24 protein-coding genes are annotated in these 23177 nt (G+C 33.0%); 8 read left to right on the top strand and 16 right to left on the bottom strand.

The window, feature by feature from the left end:
- Positions 1 to 2 precede the first annotated feature (2 nt).
- On the bottom strand, positions 3 to 596 hold the full coding sequence (locus tag RMO70_RS01525; RefSeq protein WP_310554659.1) for a 2OG-Fe(II) oxygenase: 594 nt from the start codon (positions 594 to 596) through the stop codon (positions 3 to 5).
- Between the two features lie 342 nt (positions 597 to 938).
- Between RMO70_RS01525 and RMO70_RS01520 the strand changes: the two genes are divergently transcribed.
- From RMO70_RS01520 to RMO70_RS01505, 4 genes are all read left to right on the top strand, one after another.
- A complete protein-coding gene (locus RMO70_RS01520) occupies positions 939 to 1763 on the top strand; it encodes a hypothetical protein (protein WP_310554658.1) in 825 nt (274 codons plus the stop codon).
- Positions 1764 to 1782: 19 nt separating this feature from the next.
- Positions 1783 to 2223, top strand: a complete 441-nt coding sequence (locus tag RMO70_RS01515) for a hypothetical protein (RefSeq protein ID WP_310554657.1) — start codon at positions 1783 to 1785, stop codon at positions 2221 to 2223.
- Between the two features lie 149 nt (positions 2224 to 2372).
- Positions 2373 to 3305 carry a hypothetical protein gene (locus RMO70_RS01510; RefSeq protein ID WP_310554656.1) on the top strand — a complete coding sequence of 311 codons (933 nt, stop codon included), beginning with the start codon at positions 2373 to 2375 and terminating at the stop codon, positions 3303 to 3305.
- Positions 3306 to 3611: 306 nt separating this feature from the next.
- The gene (locus RMO70_RS01505; protein WP_310554655.1) at positions 3612 to 4778 is read left to right on the top strand and encodes an iron-containing alcohol dehydrogenase; all 1167 of its coding nucleotides are present in this window, start codon (positions 3612 to 3614) and stop codon (positions 4776 to 4778) included.
- A gap of 91 nt (positions 4779 to 4869) precedes the next feature.
- Here RMO70_RS01505 and RMO70_RS01500 read toward each other — a convergent pair whose 3' ends face one another.
- Positions 4870 to 5769, bottom strand: coding sequence for a nicotinic acid mononucleotide adenyltransferase (locus RMO70_RS01500; protein WP_310554654.1), 900 nt, complete (start codon positions 5767 to 5769; stop codon positions 4870 to 4872).
- Between the two features lie 251 nt (positions 5770 to 6020).
- Here RMO70_RS01500 and RMO70_RS01495 point away from each other — a divergent pair, with 251 nt between their 5' ends.
- Positions 6021 to 7016, top strand: coding sequence for an NAD(P)H-dependent glycerol-3-phosphate dehydrogenase (locus tag RMO70_RS01495; protein WP_310554653.1), 996 nt, complete (start codon positions 6021 to 6023; stop codon positions 7014 to 7016).
- Positions 7017 to 7159: 143 nt separating this feature from the next.
- Here RMO70_RS01495 and RMO70_RS01490 read toward each other — a convergent pair whose 3' ends face one another.
- From RMO70_RS01490 to RMO70_RS01480, 3 genes are all read right to left on the bottom strand, one after another.
- Positions 7160 to 7567, bottom strand: a complete 408-nt coding sequence (locus RMO70_RS01490) for a hypothetical protein (RefSeq protein ID WP_310554652.1) — start codon at positions 7565 to 7567, stop codon at positions 7160 to 7162.
- A gap of 235 nt (positions 7568 to 7802) precedes the next feature.
- Positions 7803 to 8822 (bottom strand): phenylalanine--tRNA ligase subunit alpha, encoded by a 1020-nt coding sequence (gene pheS / locus RMO70_RS01485; protein ID WP_310554651.1) that lies wholly within the window; start codon positions 8820 to 8822, stop codon positions 7803 to 7805.
- Between the two features lie 42 nt (positions 8823 to 8864).
- The gene (locus RMO70_RS01480; RefSeq protein WP_310554650.1) at positions 8865 to 9221 is read right to left on the bottom strand and encodes a hypothetical protein; all 357 of its coding nucleotides are present in this window, start codon (positions 9219 to 9221) and stop codon (positions 8865 to 8867) included.
- Positions 9222 to 9405: 184 nt separating this feature from the next.
- On the opposite strand from RMO70_RS01480, the gene RMO70_RS01475 reads away from it, so the two are divergent.
- Positions 9406 to 9936, top strand: a complete 531-nt coding sequence (locus tag RMO70_RS01475; protein ID WP_310554649.1) for a CvpA family protein — start codon at positions 9406 to 9408, stop codon at positions 9934 to 9936.
- A gap of 177 nt (positions 9937 to 10113) precedes the next feature.
- Here RMO70_RS01475 and RMO70_RS01470 read toward each other — a convergent pair whose 3' ends face one another.
- The 9 genes from RMO70_RS01470 to RMO70_RS01430 form a co-directional block, all read right to left on the bottom strand.
- The gene (locus RMO70_RS01470) at positions 10114 to 10857 is read right to left on the bottom strand and encodes a tetratricopeptide repeat protein (RefSeq protein ID WP_310554648.1); all 744 of its coding nucleotides are present in this window, start codon (positions 10855 to 10857) and stop codon (positions 10114 to 10116) included.
- Positions 10858 to 10895: 38 nt separating this feature from the next.
- Positions 10896 to 12704: a BatD family protein gene (locus RMO70_RS01465; protein WP_310554647.1), complete on the bottom strand. Its 1809-nt coding sequence runs from the start codon at positions 12702 to 12704 to the stop codon at positions 10896 to 10898.
- A 54-nt stretch (positions 12705 to 12758) separates the two neighbouring features.
- On the bottom strand, positions 12759 to 13460 hold the full coding sequence (locus RMO70_RS01460; protein ID WP_310554646.1) for a tetratricopeptide repeat protein: 702 nt from the start codon (positions 13458 to 13460) through the stop codon (positions 12759 to 12761).
- A gap of 74 nt (positions 13461 to 13534) precedes the next feature.
- Positions 13535 to 14578 (bottom strand): VWA domain-containing protein, encoded by a 1044-nt coding sequence (locus tag RMO70_RS01455; protein ID WP_310554645.1) that lies wholly within the window; start codon positions 14576 to 14578, stop codon positions 13535 to 13537.
- A gap of 51 nt (positions 14579 to 14629) precedes the next feature.
- Positions 14630 to 15634, bottom strand: coding sequence for a VWA domain-containing protein (locus RMO70_RS01450; protein WP_310554644.1), 1005 nt, complete (start codon positions 15632 to 15634; stop codon positions 14630 to 14632).
- A 1-nt stretch (position 15635) separates the two neighbouring features.
- On the bottom strand, positions 15636 to 17222 hold the full coding sequence (locus tag RMO70_RS01445; protein WP_310554643.1) for a hypothetical protein: 1587 nt from the start codon (positions 17220 to 17222) through the stop codon (positions 15636 to 15638).
- Between the two features lie 244 nt (positions 17223 to 17466).
- Entirely contained in the window at positions 17467 to 17694 is a 228-nt protein-coding gene (locus RMO70_RS01440; protein WP_310554642.1) for a four helix bundle protein, read from the bottom strand.
- Between the two features lie 44 nt (positions 17695 to 17738).
- The gene (locus tag RMO70_RS01435) at positions 17739 to 18605 is read right to left on the bottom strand and encodes a DUF58 domain-containing protein (RefSeq protein ID WP_310554641.1); all 867 of its coding nucleotides are present in this window, start codon (positions 18603 to 18605) and stop codon (positions 17739 to 17741) included.
- A gap of 78 nt (positions 18606 to 18683) precedes the next feature.
- Positions 18684 to 19688 (bottom strand): MoxR family ATPase, encoded by a 1005-nt coding sequence (locus RMO70_RS01430; RefSeq protein WP_310554640.1) that lies wholly within the window; start codon positions 19686 to 19688, stop codon positions 18684 to 18686.
- A gap of 176 nt (positions 19689 to 19864) precedes the next feature.
- Between RMO70_RS01430 and RMO70_RS01425 the strand changes: the two genes are divergently transcribed.
- A complete protein-coding gene (locus RMO70_RS01425) occupies positions 19865 to 20725 on the top strand; it encodes an aldo/keto reductase (protein WP_310554639.1) in 861 nt (286 codons plus the stop codon).
- A 149-nt stretch (positions 20726 to 20874) separates the two neighbouring features.
- Entirely contained in the window at positions 20875 to 22011 is a 1137-nt protein-coding gene (locus RMO70_RS01420) for an ATP-binding protein (protein ID WP_310554638.1), read from the top strand.
- 6 nt (positions 22012 to 22017) lie between these two features.
- Here RMO70_RS01420 and RMO70_RS01415 read toward each other — a convergent pair whose 3' ends face one another.
- A complete protein-coding gene (locus RMO70_RS01415) occupies positions 22018 to 22329 on the bottom strand; it encodes a hypothetical protein (RefSeq protein WP_310554637.1) in 312 nt (103 codons plus the stop codon).
- A gap of 178 nt (positions 22330 to 22507) precedes the next feature.
- Positions 22508 to 23167, bottom strand: coding sequence for a response regulator (locus RMO70_RS01410; protein WP_310554636.1), 660 nt, complete (start codon positions 23165 to 23167; stop codon positions 22508 to 22510).
- Positions 23168 to 23177 lie beyond the last annotated feature (10 nt).

Below are 23177 nucleotides of genomic sequence, written 5' to 3'. Positions count from 1 at the left end.
CATCAACCCCGCTTCAACCAACCCGTCAAACTCATTCGTCTTTCATTAGTAACCAAAACCTCGTGAACCAGTTCATTGCTCTTAAAAAAAACCGTTTTGCCTTGCGTAGGCGAGATTTTCTGATTGTTTCCCGCTTGATGAATCAGCAATTCGCCACCATCATTTTCTTGCCAGTTGGCATTTAGGTAACTAATCATCGAGAATTGCCTACTCGTATTGTCTTGAAACTGATCCAAATGCTTGCGGTAAAAACTTCCAGTTTCATAAAGAGAATAATGAAACTCATATCCTGTAATTCCAGCATAACAAGAAGTATTCAAGTATTCGATAAAAGCTTCGATTTGTACAAAAAATTCATTTTCGTAAGGGTTGTTGTTTTTTTTGTCTAACCAGTAAATCACATCACTACGAACAAGCGCATTGTGCGTTAGTTTTTTGTCATTGCCCGTTCCAGCAGCAAGCAACAATTTCTTGTTGTATAATGATAGTAAGTTTTCTTTTAAATGATTGCCGAGTTCATTGCTTATAAAATGTTCCGCAATACCCACTCCATTTTCAATATAAGAGGCAATTAGGGTTTCAAAGCTATTTTCCATAACATACTTGACTACCTGAATAGACAAGCAATGTTCGAAAGGTAGGTTTTAAAAAAGCAATTCGAGTTAAATTAACTTTTTATGTAAAATTAGGATTGGTTTTTTATCGATTTAAAAATGGAAATTCCTTTGTTACACCTAAAAATTCAATGCACTTCACCCCTATTTTACACAAAACCAAACCGTTTGAGTTATGAATCAAAATTTTGATATTTGTTCTGGTAAAAAAATTAGAAAAGAGTAAAAATCAAACATTGCAATAACACTTTTTTTTACAATTACGTTGTGCTTTTTTCAAAAAAAAGGCTAAATTTGAATAATAACTAGATTGTTTTTAATTTTATGAGTTCCATTGAAGATAAATTTTTTGAAAACACCGCCTTCTTTTTCAATAAACCCGATGCTTATATGGGAGGTTCAGCTGGAATGGGAGTAGATAAAGTTTATAATATCGAAGATTCTAGCGGGAGGACAACTCAAAAAATTATTCCACCAGGTGATTATTTTGATAGTAAAGGAGGATATTTAGGCTCTGACAACATAAATGATAAAAGGATTTATATTACTAGTAAAAATGACAATACTGGTTTAGATTCAAAAGATGATTATTCGTTGTTTAATATCCCAAAAGGGTTTTATAACAAAAATGGCAAAGTAAATCGTAAAGTGGGTCAGTCTACATCTGTAGAAATAACTAATCTTTCATATGAAAGAAGAATTGAGGCATCAGCAGGGATTTTAAGATATTATTATGCTGAAGCAGGTTACAATATTAACGAATTAAAATCTAAAAGTATTACAGATGTGTCTTCAAATATCGGAGCATTGGCAATGACAAGATTTGGAGGTGTTACACCTACATCGGAACATTTAAATAAAGGAGAAAAAGACATAAGTGTTTCATATAGTAGTTTAGGTAATGTTTTAAATAATGGCTTCGATGTTATTAATTTGTTTGCTCATGAGAGAGGTTGTCATATGAGTGATGCTATAAATTATGGAGCACAATTATATAAAATGGATCCCGAATATAGAGCTTATTTTTTTCAAATTAAACATTCTTCATGGAGATATGTTTCTCCGAAATTTAAAAAACATGTTTTTTATGTTGGATCTCCATATTTATATCCATCTCAAGTAAAAAAATATTTTGGCGATATTAAATAGTAATATAAAAAAATAAATTGTGAGAAAAATTCTTGTGTTATTTTGTTTACTTTACTTATCATGCAATAGAAAAGACAATGAATTAAGCTTATGTGTGGTAAAAACAGAGTATAAATCTAAAAAAATCAACTTGATTCCATCACTTATAATAATTTCAATAGATGGGAACGATAAGAATACAATAGCAAAAATTGAGGAAGGAAAATTAAGCAATGTAATTTTGTATTCTATAAAGAAAAAATATCGAGATTATTTTCTACTACACAATCCTTATGAAAAAAGTAAAACCCCAAATAGAATAAAAATTATAACAAGTTTTTTTGATGCAAATAGGAGTTTTGATAATGATAGTATACAACATATTTGGACACAAAAAGAAATTGAAAAAACTTTGAAAGGCGATGTAGGTTTAGTTTTTCCTAATGACACTATTAAAGTTAAAATGTGTATTGCAAAATAAAAAACCTTAAAATTAATCAACTAAGTTCGACATTAGAATTGCTAATTAAATTTCACTATTTACATTAGAAAAAAAATTAAAAAAACAAAAGCAAAAAACAGTTAAAAGCTTTTTTAATTAAACAATTATGCTGTACCTTGTTAAAAAAAATGAAAAACCTATTTACTCTACTATTTATTTTATCTTTAGCATTCTCATCAAATGCACAAAACATTCCTTTCAATTCTAACGAGTTGTATCCTGAAGGCATTGCGTATAGTCAAAAACAAGACGTGTTTTTTGTAAGTTCTTTACACTACGGAAAAATTGGAAAAGTAACCAGAGACGGTGTTTACACAGAATTTATCACTGATAAAGATTTGGTAAGCACCATAGGAATTCACGCAAATGAGAAACGAAATTTATTATACGTTTGTGTTTCTGATCCAGGAGTTGCTGTAAACACAAATGGTGCTACCCAAATGAAGATAGCCAAATTAATCGCCTATGATTTGACTACTGGAAAACAAAAATTTGCTGCCGATTTAGGTGCTTTGAACTCAAATGGTGGGAATTTTGCCAATGATGTTGATTTTGATACCAAAGGAAATACCTATGTAACCAACAGCGCTTCGCCAATAATTTATAAAATTTGTAAAAAAGGAGTTCCTTCGATTTTTGCAAAAAGTGAGGCTTGGGGAAAAAAGGGTTTCAACCTCAACGGAATTGTGGTACATCACAAAGGATATTTGCTTGTAGCACAATCCAACACTGGTGAATTGTACAAAGTATCGATGAAAAATCCAACCGAAATAACTAAAATAAATACGGATATACTGCTTGGTGCTGATGGGATTTTCTTAAACGGAAACAACGAATTGATGGTGATTTCCAATTCGACAAAACAAGTTTTTCAACTTAATTCTTCTGATGATTTTGCTTCCGCAAAAGTTTTGAAAACCGCTCCAACCGAAATGAATTTTCCAACAACAGGAATTGTAGTAAAAGGGAAGTATTATGTTTTGAATGCGAAATTGGATGAGATTTTTAATCCAAATGCGACCAAAACTTCTAATTTTTTGATTCAAGAAATTACATTTTAACCTCAGTTCGATTAATCCGTAATTTTATTAAACCATATAGAAAAATCTTAAAAAAAGTAGCTTCGATCTATTTCAGTTCATATCGCTATGTAAAAAATTATTTTTTTCTATGAAACTCATTATTCTTTATTTTTAGTGTGAAAATTAATACTCGAAATCAGGTTTTAAACATTTACATTGGAAAAATTTACCGCTAATTTACAAATCTATTTTGCGAACTAGCGGTTTTTTAATTAACAAACATTTAAAATCACTTTACGAATAAGTTCCGTAACTTTAAACTCTTAAATTTTTAAATTCAAAAAAATGTTAAACTTCGAATTATACAATCCAACCAATTACGTTTTTGGAAAAGATCAAATGCAAAAATTAGCCACATTAGTTCCTAAAGGTTCTAAAATTCTTTTGGCCTATGGTGGCGGAAGCATCTTCAAAAATAATGTTCACGCACAAGTTATAAAGTATTTAGACGGTTTCGAAATCATTGAGTTTGGCGGCATAGAACCCAACCCACGTTTTGAAACCTTAATGAATGCCGTTGAAATTGTTAAAAAAGAAAAAATCACATTTATTCTTGCTGTTGGTGGCGGAAGTGTGATTGATGGTGTAAAATTTATTTCAGGCGCAACCCATTATGAAGGAAATCACATGGATATTCTCAAAAATAGAGTTTTATTTACTGATTTATCCAAAGTAATTCCGTTCGGTGTAGTTTTAACCTTACCAGCAACAGGTTCCGAAATGAATTCAGGTTCCGTAGTTACTATTGAAGCCACCAAAGAAAAACTGGTTTTAGGCGGTAGTGCTTTGTTTCCTAAATTCTCGATTTGTGATCCAACCGTGATTGCATCGTTGCCAAAACGCCAATTAGAAAATGGAGTTGTTGATGCTTACACCCACGTTATGGAGCAATACCTAACCTATCCGCATGATGCCATTCTTCAAGACCGAATTGCCGAAAGCATATTACAAACTCTAGTGGAAATTGGACCAAGTGTCGTTGAAAACCCAACCGATTACAAGCTGGCATCCAACTTTATGTGGTGCGCCACTATGGCTTTGAACGGATTAATCCAGAAAGGCGTTCCTTCCGATTGGGCAACGCACATGATAGGCCACGAACTCACAGCACTATACGAAATTGACCACGCTAGAACTTTAGCCGTTATTGCGCCAAGTTTATACAAAGTAATGTTTGAAACCAAAAAAGACAAGCTCGCACAATACGGCGAACGCATTTTTAATGTTTCAGGGAAATCTGTAGAAGAAAAAGCAGAACAAGCCATTGAAAAAACTATTGAATTCCTTCACAAAATGGGAATGCAAACCAAACTGTCCGACTACACTCCCGATTATGAAAAAACAGCCGATTTTATTGTAAATCGCTTTCAGGAAAGAAAATGGGTAGCTCTTGGCGAAAAACAAAACATTACTTTAGAAAAAGTCAAAGAAATTGTAGAAATGAGTTATTAAAACCCTAGTGTTATAAATTCAAAAGGCGTTCAAGAATATTTCCTGAACGCCTTTTTCCTAAACACCAAAAACAAAACTTAACTTAACTTTATTATAACTTAACTAACTCCACTTTTTTAGCTGCATCATTTTTAGTTCTTGGAGCCGCTTGTCTCAAATATTGAACAAAACCTCTACCTTCAAACTCATAAGTTGTTCCAGATGCAGAATGAAACAATCTAATTCTATTATCATTTATAACGCTCAACCTAAAGCTTTCATTGCCCCAGAAATCATAATCTAATGTTAAATTTTTTAGATTAGGATTTCCAGTGTCAAAAACACCGTATTGTCCTGTAAAATCCCAAAAAATGTTGTTCACATTAGTAAGATAAGCATCTTGTGACGATTTGAATGTAGTGCCACTTCCGCCAGCTACAAACTTCAAATAATGTTCGTTGTCAAACTCGTTCAAAGCACCCACATTACTAGTATATACTTTTTCCCAAGCTTTGTATTCTTGCAGAAAATAATTAATATTGTCATAAAAAACACGATCGTAATCAAACGAATTTCTCTGATATCCTATCAAATAATAGGTTGTGTTTTGATTGTAATCATACAATTTAATTTCGTTTCTACTAGTTTGAATCACCTCCAAATCGTAGGTGCCATACACATCGTGGTAAAACCGAATCGCATTAGGATAATAACTATAATTCCCCACAACAATACCCAAACCATTCCCTGTAGAACCAAGTCCTACTAAATTATTATTGGCATACAAGTCACCATTTACTAACGAAATCGTAAAAGCTCTGGTCAAGAAAGGGACATCGCCATTTCCAGTCGTTCTATTATAATCCACATACCACAAATCGTTGCTTTCCATAAGTTCTGGCAATGAGATTGAGTTGTCAACATAAGGATCATTTACAATAATATCTGCCTGACACGCAGAAAATAAAAAAGGCGAAACCATCGCAATCAAAAGTAATTTTATCGTTTTCATGACTTTAGTTTTTTAAGGTTTATAAACTATATCCAATTTGCGTGCCACTTTTTTCATATTCATATAAAACCATATTTTTAAACCCTTATGTTTTTACTATTTTAACAATTTTGCTTACATTTGAACATCCTAATTATTAGGAGCTATTTCCCGCTATTCGCTATATCTTTTTTTGTTTTGTCCTTCGACAAGCTCAGGATGACAAAACAAAAAAAGGATGCCGCTACTATCGGGGCTAATTAAGAAACCCTATGATTACAAAACCAAAATTTGCCGTAATAGGCGGCGGAAGCTGGGCAACAGCCATCACTAAAATGTTATGCGTAAACCTAGACCAAGTAGCGTGGTATATGCGAAACGAAGAGGCGGTAAACCATATCAAAACCTACAAACACAATCCTAACTATTTAACAAGTGTTGAGTTTGATGTCAAAAAACTACAACTAACTACTGATATAAATGAAGCCATTGCCTATGCCGATTATATTATTTTCGCAATTCCTTCGGCTTTTTTGAGCAAAGAGTTAGAAAAAATGACCGAAAGTTTGGAGGGGAAAATAATTTTTTCGGCCATAAAAGGAATTGTTCCTGAAACAAGTCTAATTGTTGGAGAACATTTTCACAAAACCTACGACATTCCTTTTAATAACATAGGTGTAATCACTGGACCCTGTCACGCCGAAGAAGTAGCATTAGAGCGATTGTCGTATCTAACCATTTCTTGTGGCGATGCCAAAAAAGCCAAAATTGTAGCCGATTGCCTTTCTGGGCATTTTATCAAAACTAAAATTACTGACGATATTATTGGCACTGAATATGCCGCAATGCTCAAAAACATTTACGCCATTGCCGCAGGAATTGCGCACGGATTGGGTTATGGAGACAATTTTCAATCGGTTTTGATGAGCAATAGCATTCGAGAAATGAAAAAATTTATCAAAAAAGTACACCGAATGAAACGTAACATAAACGATTCTGCCTATTTGGGCGATTTGTTAGTTACTGGATATTCTGTTTTCTCCCGCAATAGAATGTTTGGTAATATGATAGGCAAAGGCTACACCGTAAAATCCGCTCAAATGGAAATGAGTATGGTTGCCGAAGGTTATTATGCCTCAAAAAGTGCTTGGAAGCTCAACCAAGAATATGGTGCCAAAACACCAATTATTGATGCGGTTTATGAGATCTTGTATGAAGGAAAAGACGCTAAAAGTGTGTTTAAGAAATTGACTGATAAGTTGGATTAGGTTTGGTTTTTGATTTTCAGCACAAACTTGTCATTTCGACGAAGGAGAAATCTCTAATCGTTCATGAGATTTCTCCTTCGTCGAAATGACAAAAATGTGGAAATGACAAACGATACTCTTTGTTAAATTCTTTTTTATGTGTTTTACCTTATAATTACTCCATCAACAAACAAAATAGGCACTTCCTCTACAAATTCAGGAGAAATAGAATTGGCTTTGAAAATAAATTTCTTGTCGTAGAGTGTGTTTTCGATAAAATAAGTGACCATAAACTCGTTATGAAGTTGTAAAACACTTTTTTCAATCATTTCGATTTTGACTACTGAAACTGGTGGGACTTTTACAAAAGCGTGTCGAAGTGACGATGTTTTTTTCATCTCGCCGTTGAGTGTTCCAAATGCTTTAGAAACTACCATCACGCCATCGAGTTGAAAATCGGAATCGTTGATGAGATATACATTCCAGATTTTGTCCATAAAATCATCGCTCCATTCTGAAATGGCAGCTAGAAATACGTTTTCGACGGTTGGCATGGTGATGTCTTTTTTCATTTTTTGATTGTTTGATGATTCGAATTTTCGATAATGCCTAGCCCAGATAGTAACGGAAAGCCTTTTGAAAAGAAACGCTAATTTTTCTTGATAAAAAACAACGACCAAAGGAAGTTCGTTTTTTGTTTAAAAAAATAGTGTTTCTTGAAAAAGCTTGAAGTGAATAGCTGGAAATGGCTTCTCATCTTCGACAAGCTCAGATTGACATTTCTTCGACAAGCTCAGATTGACATTTCTAGATGTTGGATTTAAATTGTTCTAAAAATCGTACGTCATTTTCGTAGAACATTCTAATATCGCCTATTTGGTAGAGTAACATTGCGATGCGCTCGATTCCCATTCCGAAGGCAAATCCGTTGAATTCGTCGGGATTTATATCGCAATTTTTGAGTACGTTTGGATCTACCATTCCGCAACCCATAATTTCTAACCAGCCTGTTCCTTTGGTGATTCGATAGTCGGTTTCGGTTTTTAAACCCCAATAGATATCGACTTCGGCACTTGGTTCGGTAAACGGAAAATAACTCGGTCTTAATCGGATTTTGGATTTTCCAAACATTTCTTTGGTGAAATAGAGTAAGGTTTGCTTCAAATCGGCAAAGGAAACGTCTTTGTCAATATACAATCCTTCGACTTGGTGGAATATGCAGTGCGAACGAGACGAAACGGCTTCGTTGCGGAAAACTCTTCCTGGCGAAATGGTTCGGATCGGTGGTTTGTTGTTTTCCATATAGCGCACTTGAACCGATGACGTGTGTGTTCGCAACAATATGTCGGGATTGGTTTGTATGAAAAAAGTGTCTTGCATGTCTCTTGCTGGATGGTATTCTGGCAAGTTGAGCGCGGTGAAATTGTGCCAATCGTCTTCGATTTCTGGTCCTTCGGAAACATTGAATCCTATGTTGGAAAAAATATCAATAATTTGATTTTTTACTAGTGATATTGGGTGACGAGAACCTATTTTAAATGGTTCTGCTGGGCGTGACAAATCACCATAAATGCTTTTTACTTCTTGTTTACTCTCTAGTTCGTCTTGAATTGTTTTTACTTTTTCTTCGGCGATGGTTTTGAGCAAATTGATGACTTGACCAAACTCTTTTTTCTGGTCATTTGGAACGTTTTTGAATTCTGCAAAAATATCTTTCACTAAACCTTTGCTTCCAAGGAACTTGATTCGAAATTCTTCGAGTTTTTCTTTGTTTTGTGTAGAGAAAGCTTTTGCTTCAGCTATATATTCTTTAATCTTGTCCGTCATCTTGCTTTGTGTAAAGGTGCAAATTTAAGTGTTTTTTAGTCATTAGGCAATTACTTTTTTCTCCAAAAAATAATTTACAATAGCTTCTTTCATTAGTACCGATTGTTCGCCTGCTTTGAGTGGTGGCAATTCTTCTTTAACGATGTAATGTGGCCAACCATCGTTGTCGAAAAACTCGAATTCGTAATATCCGTATGGTTCTAGCAATCGACAAATGGCTATGTGCATTAGGTTTAGTTTTTCGTCTTTCTTGTAGGTTTGATGAAATTTACCTAGTTCTTGTACACCTATTAAATAAATAATGGCATCTAAATCAAGATCTTCGCCTTGCGAAAATTGATTGGAAAGTATGTTTACAAGCTGTTCCCAGCGTTCTTTAAGTTGTATATCTCTTGACATTTTAATTTACGATTTAGAAATTAAGATTTTAGATTTAGAATTTCTACTAAAAATCAAAATTATTGGCAAATATAAGAAGTTGAAGTTTGGTCTTGATGCTTTTTGAACAATTTATAGAAGTCTATTCTGTAAAAGCCTCCTGATATTGTCTTTTCTATTATATTTGTTTTAAAAAATAAAAAAGATGAGTTTTTTAGATATTGTTTTGGGTGCATTATTGGTTTATGCTTTTTATAAAGGAGTTAAAAACGGGCTTTTTGTAGAGTTAGCTTCTTTAGTTTCGCTGGTTGTTGGGATTTTTGTCGCAATTAAGTTTTCTTATTTAATGAAGAATGTTTTGGAAAATAATGTGACTTGGAATCCAAAGTATATCGAAATTACATCTTTTGCACTTACTTTTTTAGCCGTGATTTTCACTATTCATTTACTAGCTAAATTTTTTACTGGAGTGGCTGATTTTGCCTATTTAGGATGGCTCAACAAGCTTGGAGGTGCCACTTTTAGTGTTTTGAAAACGGTTTTAATGTTAAGTATTGTTTTTAATATTTTTCAGAAAATCAATGTAAATAATTTTATTGTAAAACAAGAAACACTAAACAGCTCAATGTTTTACAATCCTATTCATGCCGCTGCACGATTTGTATATCCTACTTTAGAGGATTGGTATGCTGAATTTAAAGTGAAGACTCAAAGCGATAAGAAGAGCGAAAAGTAATAATGAACTATTCATTATGTTTCTTCATTGTTAACTTATAAAAAATAAAAAAAACGAGGCTTACTATGCCAATATAAAACCACCAAGATATTTCAATTTCAGAAGTTGTGGTAACAAAAATATAATCGGTGTGTTGTTCAGAATGAATTTTTCTTTTGCTTGTAATAGCATTCTTCTCTACTTCAATTCCTTAATCGCACTTTTATCAATCCAGCCTTCTTTTAAGTCTAATAATTGGATTTTTTTGTAGTTATTTAAACTTTCTAACACGCTGACTTTGGTGCCAGCGTGCAATTTAAACGTTTCTTGTGAAGTAGATCTAGGTTCGCTTTTTACTGAAGTCACTTCCGTGAAAACTATGGCGGGTCTGTACTTGTCGGATCTATTTTTTTCATAAAACCCTGAAACAATACTCAACAAAGCAAATAAAAGAACAAACAGCATTGATGTGAAGAAAATCCTTTTTAAAACGGTTGTATTTGAAAAATAATACCCTAAAAAGCAGCCCAAAAATAAAAGTGCTAAAACAATTGAGATCCAAGCCCAAGTGTCATAATGATAACTTGATGTAAACTCTTGAATCATTTTTGAAAAACCAACTTTTGGGACCTCAACAACTTCATCAATGGTCATTTTTTGGGCAAAAGCCAAGTTGTTTTGAATTTCTGCATCGTTTGGATTAAGCAACAGTGCTTTTTCAAAATTAAAAATGGCTGGCGCTACGTTGTTTTGTTTGTAATAACAATTTCCCAGATTAAAGTACAATTCTGCAGATTGTTGTCCTGATTTCAAAATGTTTTCGTAAACTGTAATGGCTTCATTATAACTTCCATTCTGATATAAAGTATTTCCTTTTTCAAAAGCAGATTGTGCCCAAATGGTTTGAGAAAGAAATAGAAATAGTATAAATAACTTTTTCATTGTTTGTTTGTTTTCGAACCGTATCAAATTAAGCATCGTTAAGAAATTTGTTTTTCTAATTCAGAAATAATTGTAACCGCCTTATCATAATCTTGTTGAATTGAAACACTGGTTGATGGCGCATAACGAGCAAATTCGCAGTTTTCTGTCAATGCAATAAAATTACCAACAGATTCAGGGTTTGCCTTTTTAGATAGTAAAATTTCTTTGATTTTATCTTTACTCATTTCTGAAGTTTCGATATGCAATTTGGCTTTTAAGAAATTGTGCATTGCTTTTTCTAGTGCAATATAAAACGGCTCTTTGTTGTTAATTTGTTTTTGTGCTTCCGATAAATATTTCTTAGCGAGTTTATTAGACAATTTGATTCTATTTCCTACTACATCGCCATCAATGGCTTCTTTTTTCTTTTTGATTGCCATTATTATTGGAATAAGTAAAAACGGCAACAATAACAAAACATAGAACAATCCTGAATCTAAAAAAGGAGCTTTTTTAACATCAACCAATGTTGTTTTCAGTTTTATAAATCCGAAAGCAGCGTTTGTAGCTATTTTAGTTTTATTAGGATTGTTACTTGCAACCGTATTATCATTTGAAGCTGTTGGCCCGTCTAAAACTTCAATATTCATTGACTTTGAAGTAATAGTTTTATAGGTTTTACTCCCTAAATCGAAATACGAAAAAGTAAGAGGTTGAATAGGATAACTCCCTTTGTACTGTGGAATTATGGTGTACGAATCTGAAATGTTTCCTACCATTCCAGAAAGTGGTGTCGATACATTTTCTTTGTGCACAGGATCATACATTTCTAGTGAACTTGGAATAATGGGCTTAGGTAATGTAAACAATTTCAAGTTCCCTTTTCCTGAAACTTCTACTTTCAAGTCTAACGATTCTCCGTTTTTTAACGTTGTTTTTGACGGGGAAACTTTAAAATCAAAATCCCCTACTGCTCCTGAAAAATCAGTTGGTTTCCCTGCTTCAGGCAATGGTTTTACACTTATAAGTCTAGCACCAGCAGAAACTCTTTTAGTTCCAACTGTCATTTGTTGTCTCCCAAAAAAATCAGCTTGACCAGAAGGTATTTCTACTTCGACATCTAATGAGAGTGGAGCAATTTCCAATTTTCCCGATTTTTGAGGATACAGGACTGTTTTTCTTAAAATGGCATATCGATAATCCTGTCCTTTGTATTTGCCTTGTTGAATACTCAATTGTTTTATATCGATGTTTTGACTCCAAAAATTGGAATATTTTGGATTGTCTATCTGGCTCCAGCCTCTTACACCAGAATTATTGCTTACATAAATCTTATAAACCACCGTTATTGGTTCATTAAGATATGGATTAGGATTTGATATTTCTGCTACTAGATGTACTCCCTCCTTACCCGAACTTGCATCAAGTTGCTGCTGTTGTTGTCTTTGTTGTTGCTGTCTTTGTTGTTGATAATACGGACTGTAAGGATCTGGTTCTTCTGCTACGGCATTGCCAACAATTATTTTGACCGGATTGGTTTTAAGCAATTGACCATTTATCTCTATAGTTGCTGACTTTATGATAAAAGTCCCTTTTTTGATAGGTGCCAAGTAGTATGAATATGTTTTCTCGAACGATTTACGTTGATTCACCCATTGATAACTAACCGATTGACTAGGGCCAGCAATTACCTTAAAACCTTCAAAAGCAGGTGGACTAAAATTATCTCCGTCTTCATTCATTGCAAAATCAATACGAAGTCGCTCATTGATACCGATGTTGTTTTTGCTTGCTTGTGCTACAAATTGCACTTGAGCATAAACCCCTTGAATTGTTAATAATAATATGAATATGTATTTTTTCATTTGTTTTGAAATGCTTTGTATTCAGGACGCAAATCTATACTATTGCTTTTAAATCTACCAGTCTTTTTCGTTATCCGTTGGTTTTCCTTTTACTTTTTTGCCATTTACTTTGTCTTGGACTTTCTTTTCTTCATTATTAACGGCATCAAGTAAGTTTTTTAATTGCTGTTTGGATGGGCTATTTTGTGGTTTAGGCTCTTGTTTATTCTCTTTTGGTTTGCCTTTATCATCTTTCTTGTCGTCGCCTTCTTTTGGTTGGTCTTTTTTGTCTTCTTTAGGCTCGTCCTTTTTATCTTTTTTGTCGTCTTTTTTATCTTCTTTTTTGGGAGGATTTTCTTTTTGCATTTTCTTTGCTAAAGCAAAATTATAACGTGTTTGTTCATCGTTAGGATTGTTTCGCAAAGCATTTTTATATGCTTCTACTGCTTTGCCATACTCTTTTTCAGCCATAAACACATTCCCTAAATTGTGTGAAGCACTGTGTTTTTGAGCTTTACCTTTCGCACTTTCAATCGCTTTTGCAAAGGCGTATTTGGCTTCACTTGGTTGTTTTTGTTTGTAAATAGCATTGCCTAAATTATAGGATGCTGTAGCTCTTTTTGCATTGTTGGCTTTAGATATTCTATAATTAGCCTCCGCTTGTGCATATTCTTTCTTGACGAAGTTTTCATTTCCATCAGGCAAATCAAAGTCTTTTTTCTGTGCGAATGTTGACACAGAAAAGAATAAGATTAGATATAAAATTATGTTTTTCATTTTCATTTTTTTTAACCGCAGAGAACGCAAAGGTTTTCGGCAAAAGTCACAAAGTTTTTTTGAGCACTTTGCAGTTAATTCTTTTTCTCATTAAATAAATCCAATTTTTGTACCCATTTTGTTTTTCTTTCTAACAAAAAAACATCTAACAATAACAGAAAAAATCCAAATCCTAAAAACCATTGAAATTGCGATTGAAAACTGGCGGTTTCTGTAGCTTCAAATTCTGTTTTTTGAATGTTGTTTAATGATTTTTTTATAAAACTGACTACTTCTTTAGTATTGTTTCCGTTTATATAACCTCCTTTTGCTGCTTTAGCAATAACTTCTAATCCTTCTGGTCGCAATTTTGTAACAACTACTTCTCCTGTACTTTTATCACGGTGGAAGCTTTCGATAACACCATTTCGTTTGTTTGGAATGGGTCCTCCAGAGGTTGTTCCTATTCCAATGGTAATTATTTTCATTCCCATTTTTTTGGCGTTCTCAGCAGCATCTTCAGCGCCTTCTGAATGGTCTTCTCCGTCGGTCACCATAATCATTAGTTTGCTTGTGTTTGGACTTCCTTTAAAATAGGTTTCTGATAGTGTTATGGCTTCATCTAGATTACTCCCTTGTGAGGAAACCATATCTGGATTCATACTTTGTAAGAACATTTTAGCAACATTATAATCAGTTGTAATAGGTAATACTGGAAAAGCACTGCCTGCGTAAGCAATGATTCCAATTCTGTCGCTTCCCAAATTGTTAATGATCTGTGATACAATTTGCTTGCTTTTTTCCAATCGGTTTGGTGCAATGTCTTCTGCCAGCATACTTTTTGAGACATCAATAGCAAAAACAATATCTATTCCTTCTCGTTTTACTTTCTCTACTTTTGTTCCGATTTTTGGATTAACCAATCCTAAAATCAACATTGTTATTGCCAATAAAACAACCCCGAATTTTAAGGCTGGTTTGAACCTTGATTTTTCAGGACTTAATTTTTTTACCATTTCTAAATCACCAAATTCTTTCTGTGCTTTTATTTTCCAATATTGAACATATAGAAAAAGTAATGCCAACAGTGGCAAAAGAAACAATAGGTATAAGTATTTTGATTCGTCTAATTCGTACATTTTTTTTAAATTTCAATGGCAGTTTCAAAAATCACTTTCAATTTTTTAAAATTAAATAAAACTTTTAAAAATAGTATTCCGTAATAAAATTTCAATTAATAATAACAATCCAGCCAACCAAACTAGTGGTCTGAATTTTTCATCATAATTGACAAATTTTAATTCTTCTACTTCCGATGTTTCTAATTTATTAATTTCTTTATAGATGTTTTCCAATCCAGAATTGTCTGTTGCTCTAAAATATTTTCCGCCTGTTTTTTTAGCAATGTCACGCATTAATTCTTGATCTATTTGCACAGGCATCATTTTAAACAAAAATCCTTTTCCGTTGGGAGCATAGGCATATGGGAATAGTGCATTCCCATTGGTTCCTATTCCTATAGTATATACTTTGATGCCAAACTCTGTTGCCATTTCGGATGCCATAGTAGGCTCAATAAAACCAGCATTATTCACTCCATCGGTCATTAAAATAACAACTTTGCTTTTGGCTTTACTATCTTTTAATCGATTAACAGCCGTTGCTAAACCCATTCCAATTCCTGTTCCGTCTTGCAAAACACCATCATATTCAATACTACTTATAGCTTCAAGAACGACCGCTTTGTCACTTGTAACTGGAATTTTGGTGTAGGCTTCGGCCGCATAAACAACCACGCCTATTCTATCGTTTGGACGCGCTTCAACAAAATCGGCGGCTACTCGTTTAAGTGCTTCCATTCGATTTGGTTTTAAATCTTTGGCAAGCATACTTCCAGAAACGTCAGAGGCTATAACGATATCAATACCATTTGTAGTATTATTTTTATTACTCACATCGACCGTTCGTGGTCTTGCCATTGCTACAATTAACAAACTTAAAGCCAACAATCGCAATACAAATAACAATGGTTTTAGTTTTGGCAAAATAGATTCTGAAGCTTTAAATCCTTTTAATGAACTTATCTTTAAGGTTGGTTTTTCCACTTTCCTTTTATAGAAATACCAAACAATAACTAGTGGTAGCAATAGAAACAACCAAAAAAATTCCGGATTTGTAAAAGTGATATTCGTCATTTTAGTTGGTAATTTGTAATTCGACAGAGTTTAACATTCGTTCTGCTATTTTCTCTGCATTTTCGTCGCCTTCTTTGTGTGCAAACATAATTTGTTGTAGACCACCTTCTTGGCTAAACAAAATAATTTCGTAATACATTCTTTGATTGTCAAAAGTAAAACTTCCAAAACCTTTGATTCCTTTGACCCCTTTTTCGGTTGTAAATTCTGCTTCTTTTGGAAATATATTTTGCGCACCTTGTGCTTCAAGCGTTTTTATAATTCCGTTGAGTGCTTGTGACAAATCAATATCAGTCTCCTTCTTGAATTTTGCGGCCGAAACTGCTATATAAAACTGATCGATTAAGCTTCCATAACCAAACATCTGCATTTCCTTGATGAGTGCCATTGCATCTTTTGGAACCGCTTTTTGAACATCCATTCGTATTAAAACCTTTGGTGTTTCAATAGAAATACTTGGATCACCATATTCGCTTTTTATCCAATCGCCATTTAACAATTCGGTAGTTGAATGTCCTACAAATCCATTTTTAACATAGTCGATTCCTTTAGTAATGGTTATAAATATTAAAATTCCAATAATTAAAAAGGATGAAATCCCGATAATGGCGGCAATTTTTTTCTTTTTTTCTTTTTTAATTCGTAATTCTTCTTTGAGTAATTCTGCTTTTGTACTCGTATCGTCAATAGTTACAGGAATCGATTTGTCGAGTGTAATGATGGTTTTTTCTATCACTTCACGATCATTGACAATTTCAAATTCCAACGGTTTTACTTTGGCAAATTTTACCAAATCGGCTTGTTTTAAAACCTTTTCTAAACTTACCAATATTTCTTTTGAAAGTTTCATTTTCTTTTTAGTCGATGCCGCTCGAAGCGCAACAATAAGTTCCGATGTGGTGCTTTCTTTCGCTGGAATTTCGATGGCTTCTTCGATATAATCTCTAGCAATATCTGTCAATTCCGAATAATATTCTTTGATTTCTCCTTTTTGAAGTAATTCTTTTTTCTCTAATAATTGCAGTAAACTGGTAGCTTTTTCGATTGGCGAATTGTACACTATTTCTTTTTCAGGCGCTTTTCGGTATTTTTTCCAGAGAAAATAAGCCAGACAAACCAATCCAATGATACCTATTGTTCCTAAAAGATATTTCCACCAGTTTCCCAAAGGCCTTTCGACCTGAATGATGGGTTTTATGTCGTACATTTTTTGTTTTAACGTATCGACTTCAACATTGTTTACCTCTATTAACAAACTGTCTGAAAAAACTGAAATTCTGTCGATTAAAACTGGAATTTTTGGAATTACATATTTTCCAGAATCAAATTGAGTTAGTCCGTATTTTTTTATCAATTCGTAACGATCGTTTTCTTTTATGGTATCAATTGGATAAGATTCTATAACTTCCAATGCACCGAAATTTGTGGCTTTTGGGAAAATAACTGTTGACGTTGGTTTTACTTTTGCCTTGAGCGTTAGGGTGAATTGTGCTCCAATTTTGTTTTTGGTCGTATCAATAGAGGTTTCGACTTTTTGAGCAAAAAGTGAAGTTGATAGTAATAAGAATATGTATAATTTTAGTTTCATTTGATTGTTGATTGAAGATTAACGATTTTTGATTGCAGCTATTTTTGATTCTTGTAAACTGAAATCTTTTGTTTTTCTTCTTAATACCTTTTTGTTGATTTCTGTTTTAGTGTGTTATGGATTTGTTTTTGCTGTTTTAATACTTGAAACAAAAATTGATATGAGTTCGTTTGCTTCTTTTTTAGCGATTAATATATTTTCGATATTTGTTGATAATTTTGCTTTCTCAATAATTTTTAAACAATTAAAACGTTTCTCTCAATTCCTTTAGACAAATCCCCATTTTATGTACAAAATCTCTTTTGCTTTCTGCACTTTGAGCTTCTCCATAATTTAAAGCTGGTGAAGTAGATGAGCGAATTATTTGTCCTAATAAATGATTTCCAGCATAACTCTTTTCAAAATCTCTAGAAATTTCAACAACCAATACAGCAAAATCTATTAATCTATCTTCTAAAATTTGTTTGTTCATTAGTTATAATCTTATTTAAATCTGCAATCAAAAATCTTAAATCCCTATCTCGATTTAAAATATCCTAATAATTTGGTGACATAACTTTCGTCCACTCTAGTGTTCACAATACCTGAACCACATTTTGAAAAAATATCCTTAAAGAAATTTACTTTGTCGTTATAATATTTTTCATATTGCAAACGAACCGTTTTCGAGTTGGTATTTATCCATTGTGTTTCGCCAGTTTCAGAGTCTTGCATTGCTACCAAACCTATATTTGTCATTTTTTCTTCCCGAATGTCATACACCCGAACACCAGTGATGTCATGTTTTTTGGAAGCAATTTTCAATGTTTTTTCGTAATCGTCATCGGTTATAAAATCGGAAATCATAAAAACGATTGCTTTCTTCTTTTGGGTTCCAGACAAAAATTTCAAGGCTTGCGAAATATCTGTTTTATTGCTTTTAGGCTTGAATTCTATAAGTTCTCGTATGATTCGTAACACGTGTGGTTTTCCTTTTTTAGGCGGAATGTACAATTCGATTTGATCGGTAAACAAGATTAACCCTATTTTGTCGTTGTTTTGTGTTGCCGAAAACGCCATTGTTGCAGCAATTTCGGTTACAATTTCGCTTTTGAGTTGGTTTTTAGTTCCAAAACTTTCCGACCCCGAAATGTCCACCATCAACATCATTGTGAGTTCTCTTTCTTCTTCAAAAACTTTTACGTGTGCCTCGTTGTATCGTGCGGTAACATTCCAATCAATGGCACGAATATCATCACCATATTGGTATTGTCGCACTTCGGAAAAAGTCATTCCTCGCCCTTTGAAAGACGTATGGTATTCGCCCGAAAAGATATGATCGCTCAATCTTCGGGTTTTGATTTCTATTTTTCGTACTTTTTTTAAGAGTTCTTTGGTATCCATATTGATTTTTGATTGAAGATTAACGATTTTTGATTTCAGATCTAAAATCTAAAATCTTATATCAGAAATCTAAAATATCTAGGGTACTTCAATTTCGTTTACAATTTTGTTGATAATGTCCACAGAAGTTACATTTTCTGCTTCCGCTTCGTAGGTAATTCCGATTCTGTGTCGCAACACATCGTGAACAACGGCACGAACATCTTCAGGAATAACATAGCCACGACGTTTGATAAAAGCATAACATTTGGCTGCATTTGCTAAATTGATGCTTCCACGTGGCGATGCTCCAAAACTAATCAAAGGTTTCAGGCTTTCTAATTTGTATTTTTCTGGATAGCGCGTGGCGAAAATAATATCCAAAATATATTTTTCGATTTTTTCATCCATATATACTTCACGAACTGCATCTTGAGCACGGAGAATTTGTTCCACAGAAACTACTGGATTTACTTTTTGAAATTCCCCATTTAGATTTTGACGAATGACCATTCGCTCGTCTTCCAATTTTGGATAATCGATAACGGTTTTCAACATAAAACGATCGACTTGCGCTTCTGGCAAAGGATACGTCCCTTCTTGTTCGATTGGATTTTGAGTGGCAAGCACTAAAAATGGTCTGTCCAACTTGAATGTTGTGTCACCAATAGTCACTTGTTTTTCTTGCATGGCTTCCAAAAGTGCCGATTGTACTTTGGCTGGCGCACGATTTATCTCATCTGCCAAAACGAAATTGGCAAAGATTGGTCCTTTTTTTATGGAGAATTCGTTTTGTTTGATGTTGTAAATCATAGTTCCCACTACATCGGCAGGCAACAAATCGGGTGTGAATTGAATTCGACTAAACGATCCTTGAATGGCTTGCGATAGGGTGTTTATAGCCAAAGTTTTTGCCAATCCAGGAACGCCTTCGAGCAAAATATGTCCTTTTCCTAACAATCCAATTAACAATCGTTCAATCATGTGTTTTTGTCCGACAATTACTTTGTTCATTTCCATTGTGAGAAGGTCTATAAAAGCACTTTCTCTTTCAATCTTTTCATTAATCGCTCTAATGTCTAAAGTCGTTGTATTTTCTTCCATTTCTGTATTTTTAAAACCGTGAATTTAGTATGTATTTTATTATGGTGCAAATTGAAATTTTTTTTAGAAGTAAGATGTTAAAAAATGGTTAAAACTTCTTCTAAAGATTACTTTTTAAGGATGATTTATGATAGTATTTGTCTATTTTTAAGACTTTAAATTTAAAACCATTAAAAATGCAGTTTTCTAGAATAATTTCGGGTGTAATGACTTGGGGAATTTGGGGCAAAAATTACAACACCAATCAAATGGTTGAAATGCTACATTCTTGTTTGGAAAATAACACTACCTCTTTTGATCACGCCGATATTTATGGCGGATATACCACTGAAGCGAGTTTCGGAAAAGCTTTCGTAGAAAGTAAAATCGAAAGAGAAAAAATTCAATTAATTTCCAAATGTGGGATACAACATACAGAAGGACGAGATAACAAAGTCAAACATTACAATTACTCCGCAGCATACATTGTTTGGTCGGTCGAAAATTCGTTGCGAAATTTAAAAACCGATTATCTTGACGCACTTTTGTTGCACCGACCAAGTCCGTTGATGCAAGCAGACGAAATTGCCGAAGCCATTGAAAAGTTGAAATCCGAAGGAAAAATCAAAAGTTTTGGGGTTTCTAATTTTACACCAATGCAAACAGAATTAATTCATCAAAAAACAAAAGTTGAGTTTAATCAAATTCAATTTTCGGCAACGCATTTACAACCAATGCTTGATGGGAGTTTGGATTTTATGCAATTGCATAAAATTACACCAATGTCTTGGAATCCGTTAGGAAGCGTTTTCCGAGAGAAATCGGAGCAAACACAACGTTTGAATTTGCTTTTACAAAACTTTGAAATAAAATATAATGTGTCGAGCGACGTTTTACTTTTGGCTTGGATAATGCAACATCCATCGGGTGTTTTGCCAGTAATTGGGACAACGAGTATCGAAAGATTAAAAAACGCAACTCGAGCTATAGGTCTTATATTAGATTTAGAAGATTGGTTTGCAATTTGGACAGAAAGTATTGGAAATAAAGTGCCATAGTGATTTAAGATTGAAATTAATGATTTTTTATTGCAGATTTTAACATCGTTATTTTATGCATTCTAATTAATTTTTTAAGTCGGAAATCGTTACCCAAGCCAGAAAGTGCGAACTGGCGAAGCAATCTGCATTCGACAATCTTAAAACAAATGATAAACAAACGTCTTCTTATTAAAAACCTTTTGGCTCACAACGATGAGTGCGGTTTCTATGACAAGAAGCGACAATTAAATTTGCATTCTCGGGAAGGGAAGGCGAAATTTTTGAAGCATATTTGTGCGTTGTCCAATTCTAATCCTACAAACAATTCTTACATTGTGGTTGGCGTGGAAGATTCAGACAATGAAATTGTTGGCGACGATTTTTTTGACGATAGTCGCATTCAAAATTTGGTCAATGCATTCCTAGAAAACCCACCACGAATTCAGTACGAAAACGTACCTTTTCCTAATTTACCAAAAGACAAAGTCGTGGGATTGGTTACCATAAAACCCAACAGTAAAGTGTCATTTTTTAAAAAAGGAATTCATACTATTGTAGCCAATTCCATTTTTAAACGTGTGGGAAGCAACACCATTCCTACAGAAGATAAAATTTCTTTTTCAAAACAAAATGTAGAAACCGTTATTAGCATCGAAAACAACTCCAGAAACAGCATTGGATATACGCTTGATGGTGTTCTGGATTTTATCAATATTCGACACAAGGATATGTATGCTAATCATAAAGTTTTTAAGGAACTGTTTGTGGTTTGCTGGTCTGGAAATCAAAAAAAGGTGCGTGAAAAAACCTATTTGTACAGAGTAGATATTGAATTAATTAATGAACAAATCAAGCTTTTTTATTCGGCACAAGACGAAGTTTCAATAGCTTTTGATGATACTTCGTTTGAGATTACAGAATATATTTCTTTAGGTTTAAACGACAAAACGAGTTATTATCCTTTGGAGAAAGTAACCATTACGTTTTTTGATAATGGGTATTACAAAATAGAAAACACAATGTTGTTTGAACCTCCTGTTTATAATAAAAAAATGTTACACCACATTTATAATTCAAACAAATCATTATTAGAAAAATTAAATAAGAATATTGGTTTAAATCAAAGGGAATTAAAGGATTTAGAAAACCTGCCTTCAACTTTAATGATTTGTTTTTTGAACGGATTTGAAAATGCAAAACAAAGATTAATTGATGCCAAGCCATTTTTAAAACCTTATCCAAATATTTATTTAAGTTTTAAAGAAGCTTTACGTGTGTTGCGAAAAATGAAATACAATAAATAGCGTTCTCTAAGTGTAAATGTAGGTGATGGGTTTTTTAATTACTTTTAAAGTGTGTAAAATCATTAGAAACCAAATTATAAACAACATTATTATATTATAAAAAATAGAAACTCCTATTTTTTTACCATTTAAAGCATAAAATCCATCTATGAATGTGATTGAAATTTTATCAAAATCAATTTCATTTATTAATTCAGATATGTTTAAGGTTATTAACAACAAATTCAATGCTAAAATTGCATAAATAGACAATCCTAATGTAGATAAGAGCAAAGTGTATTTAACTTCTTTTTCTATTTTTTGTGTTTTTTGTGACATAATCTAAAAGTTTACATGTGTAACAGCTGTTTTTTAGTTTTAAACCCTTTGAAGATTCTTTTTTAATTAATAAACTAATAACAAGTACAAAATTATTCAACTTTTAGCTTTTTAGGTTACGGTAAAACCACGTATTTTTTGTTAAAATTAGGCTGTTTTTGGCACTTTATAAGAAAAATCATATTAAACCTTTTTTTCTTGCTTCACGAATAATTTCTTCGTCTGAACCTTTTCTTGTAAGACCAAAGTAGTCTCTAATTGTGTTTTTCCTTTTTTCGATAGAACTTAATGATAGCTGTATTCTTTCTGGTATATTTTTAGTTACAACTCCATCAGCTATAAGGGTAATTATATGTCTATTGATCTCGTCTAAAAAAATGTTTTTTGACAAAAGCTCTTTAATTACTTTATGTGCTGTTTCACTGTAATAGGTATAATTATTCATAATATAATCAAACGCTTTTATCAATTCGTCAGCACTGAAATCGCTTTTAACTAAAATCCCTTCGGGTTTAAGGGCGGTATTTAAATCATAAAGTATTATTCCTTCGATATGTGAAGTCAATATCACAATTTTAGTATTTAGCAAGTGTTTTCTAATTACAAGTCCTAAATCCTGACCGTTAAAAATATTTTCTTTTTCAAAAGGGGGTAAGCTATAGTCCAAAAAAACAACATCATAATCTATTACTAGTCTTTTATTGGTAATTAACTCAAAGGCAGTCTGGCAATTATAAGCTTCGGTATATTCAATATCGTAACCTAAGTTGTTGTACGATAAAATGGTTTTGTATCCTTCAATCATAGAAGGATGGTCGTCTATTATTAAAATTTTCACTTTCACTTTT

The sequence above is a fragment of the Flavobacterium sp. genome (assembly GCF_031422135.1).
GTDB lineage: Bacteria > Bacteroidota > Bacteroidia > Flavobacteriales > Flavobacteriaceae > Flavobacterium.
Note: the sequence above shows the minus strand (reverse complement) of the source record. Positions and strands in the feature narration are given on the sequence as shown.

What these genes read in the sequence shown, in the direction of transcription:
- RMO70_RS01525 (WP_310554659.1), bottom strand. Translation starts at nt 596, where the DNA reads ATGGAAAATAGCTTTGAAACCCTAATTGCCTCTTATATTGAAAATGGA.
- RMO70_RS01520 (WP_310554658.1), top strand. Translation starts at nt 939, where the DNA reads ATGAGTTCCATTGAAGATAAATTTTTTGAAAACACCGCCTTCTTTTTC.
- RMO70_RS01510 (WP_310554656.1), top strand. Translation starts at nt 2,373, where the DNA reads ATGAAAAACCTATTTACTCTACTATTTATTTTATCTTTAGCATTCTCA.
- RMO70_RS01505 (WP_310554655.1), top strand. Translation starts at nt 3,612, where the DNA reads ATGTTAAACTTCGAATTATACAATCCAACCAATTACGTTTTTGGAAAA.
- RMO70_RS01500 (WP_310554654.1), bottom strand. Translation starts at nt 5,769, where the DNA reads ATGAAAACGATAAAATTACTTTTGATTGCGATGGTTTCGCCTTTTTTA.
- RMO70_RS01495 (WP_310554653.1), top strand. Translation starts at nt 6,021, where the DNA reads ATGATTACAAAACCAAAATTTGCCGTAATAGGCGGCGGAAGCTGGGCA.
- RMO70_RS01490 (WP_310554652.1), bottom strand. Translation starts at nt 7,567, where the DNA reads ATGAAAAAAGACATCACCATGCCAACCGTCGAAAACGTATTTCTAGCT.
- pheS (WP_310554651.1), bottom strand. Translation starts at nt 8,822, where the DNA reads ATGACGGACAAGATTAAAGAATATATAGCTGAAGCAAAAGCTTTCTCT.
- RMO70_RS01480 (WP_310554650.1), bottom strand. Translation starts at nt 9,221, where the DNA reads ATGTCAAGAGATATACAACTTAAAGAACGCTGGGAACAGCTTGTAAAC.
- RMO70_RS01475 (WP_310554649.1), top strand. Translation starts at nt 9,406, where the DNA reads ATGAGTTTTTTAGATATTGTTTTGGGTGCATTATTGGTTTATGCTTTT.
- RMO70_RS01470 (WP_310554648.1), bottom strand. Translation starts at nt 10,857, where the DNA reads ATGAAAAAGTTATTTATACTATTTCTATTTCTTTCTCAAACCATTTGG.
- RMO70_RS01465 (WP_310554647.1), bottom strand. Translation starts at nt 12,704, where the DNA reads ATGAAAAAATACATATTCATATTATTATTAACAATTCAAGGGGTTTAT.
- RMO70_RS01460 (WP_310554646.1), bottom strand. Translation starts at nt 13,460, where the DNA reads ATGAAAAACATAATTTTATATCTAATCTTATTCTTTTCTGTGTCAACA.
- RMO70_RS01455 (WP_310554645.1), bottom strand. Translation starts at nt 14,578, where the DNA reads ATGTACGAATTAGACGAATCAAAATACTTATACCTATTGTTTCTTTTG.
- RMO70_RS01450 (WP_310554644.1), bottom strand. Translation starts at nt 15,634, where the DNA reads ATGACGAATATCACTTTTACAAATCCGGAATTTTTTTGGTTGTTTCTA.
- RMO70_RS01445 (WP_310554643.1), bottom strand. Translation starts at nt 17,222, where the DNA reads ATGAAACTAAAATTATACATATTCTTATTACTATCAACTTCACTTTTT.
- RMO70_RS01440 (WP_310554642.1), bottom strand. Translation starts at nt 17,694, where the DNA reads ATGAACAAACAAATTTTAGAAGATAGATTAATAGATTTTGCTGTATTG.
- RMO70_RS01435 (WP_310554641.1), bottom strand. Translation starts at nt 18,605, where the DNA reads ATGGATACCAAAGAACTCTTAAAAAAAGTACGAAAAATAGAAATCAAA.
- RMO70_RS01430 (WP_310554640.1), bottom strand. Translation starts at nt 19,688, where the DNA reads ATGGAAGAAAATACAACGACTTTAGACATTAGAGCGATTAATGAAAAG.
- RMO70_RS01425 (WP_310554639.1), top strand. Translation starts at nt 19,865, where the DNA reads ATGCAGTTTTCTAGAATAATTTCGGGTGTAATGACTTGGGGAATTTGG.
- RMO70_RS01420 (WP_310554638.1), top strand. Translation starts at nt 20,875, where the DNA reads ATGATAAACAAACGTCTTCTTATTAAAAACCTTTTGGCTCACAACGAT.
- RMO70_RS01415 (WP_310554637.1), bottom strand. Translation starts at nt 22,329, where the DNA reads ATGTCACAAAAAACACAAAAAATAGAAAAAGAAGTTAAATACACTTTG.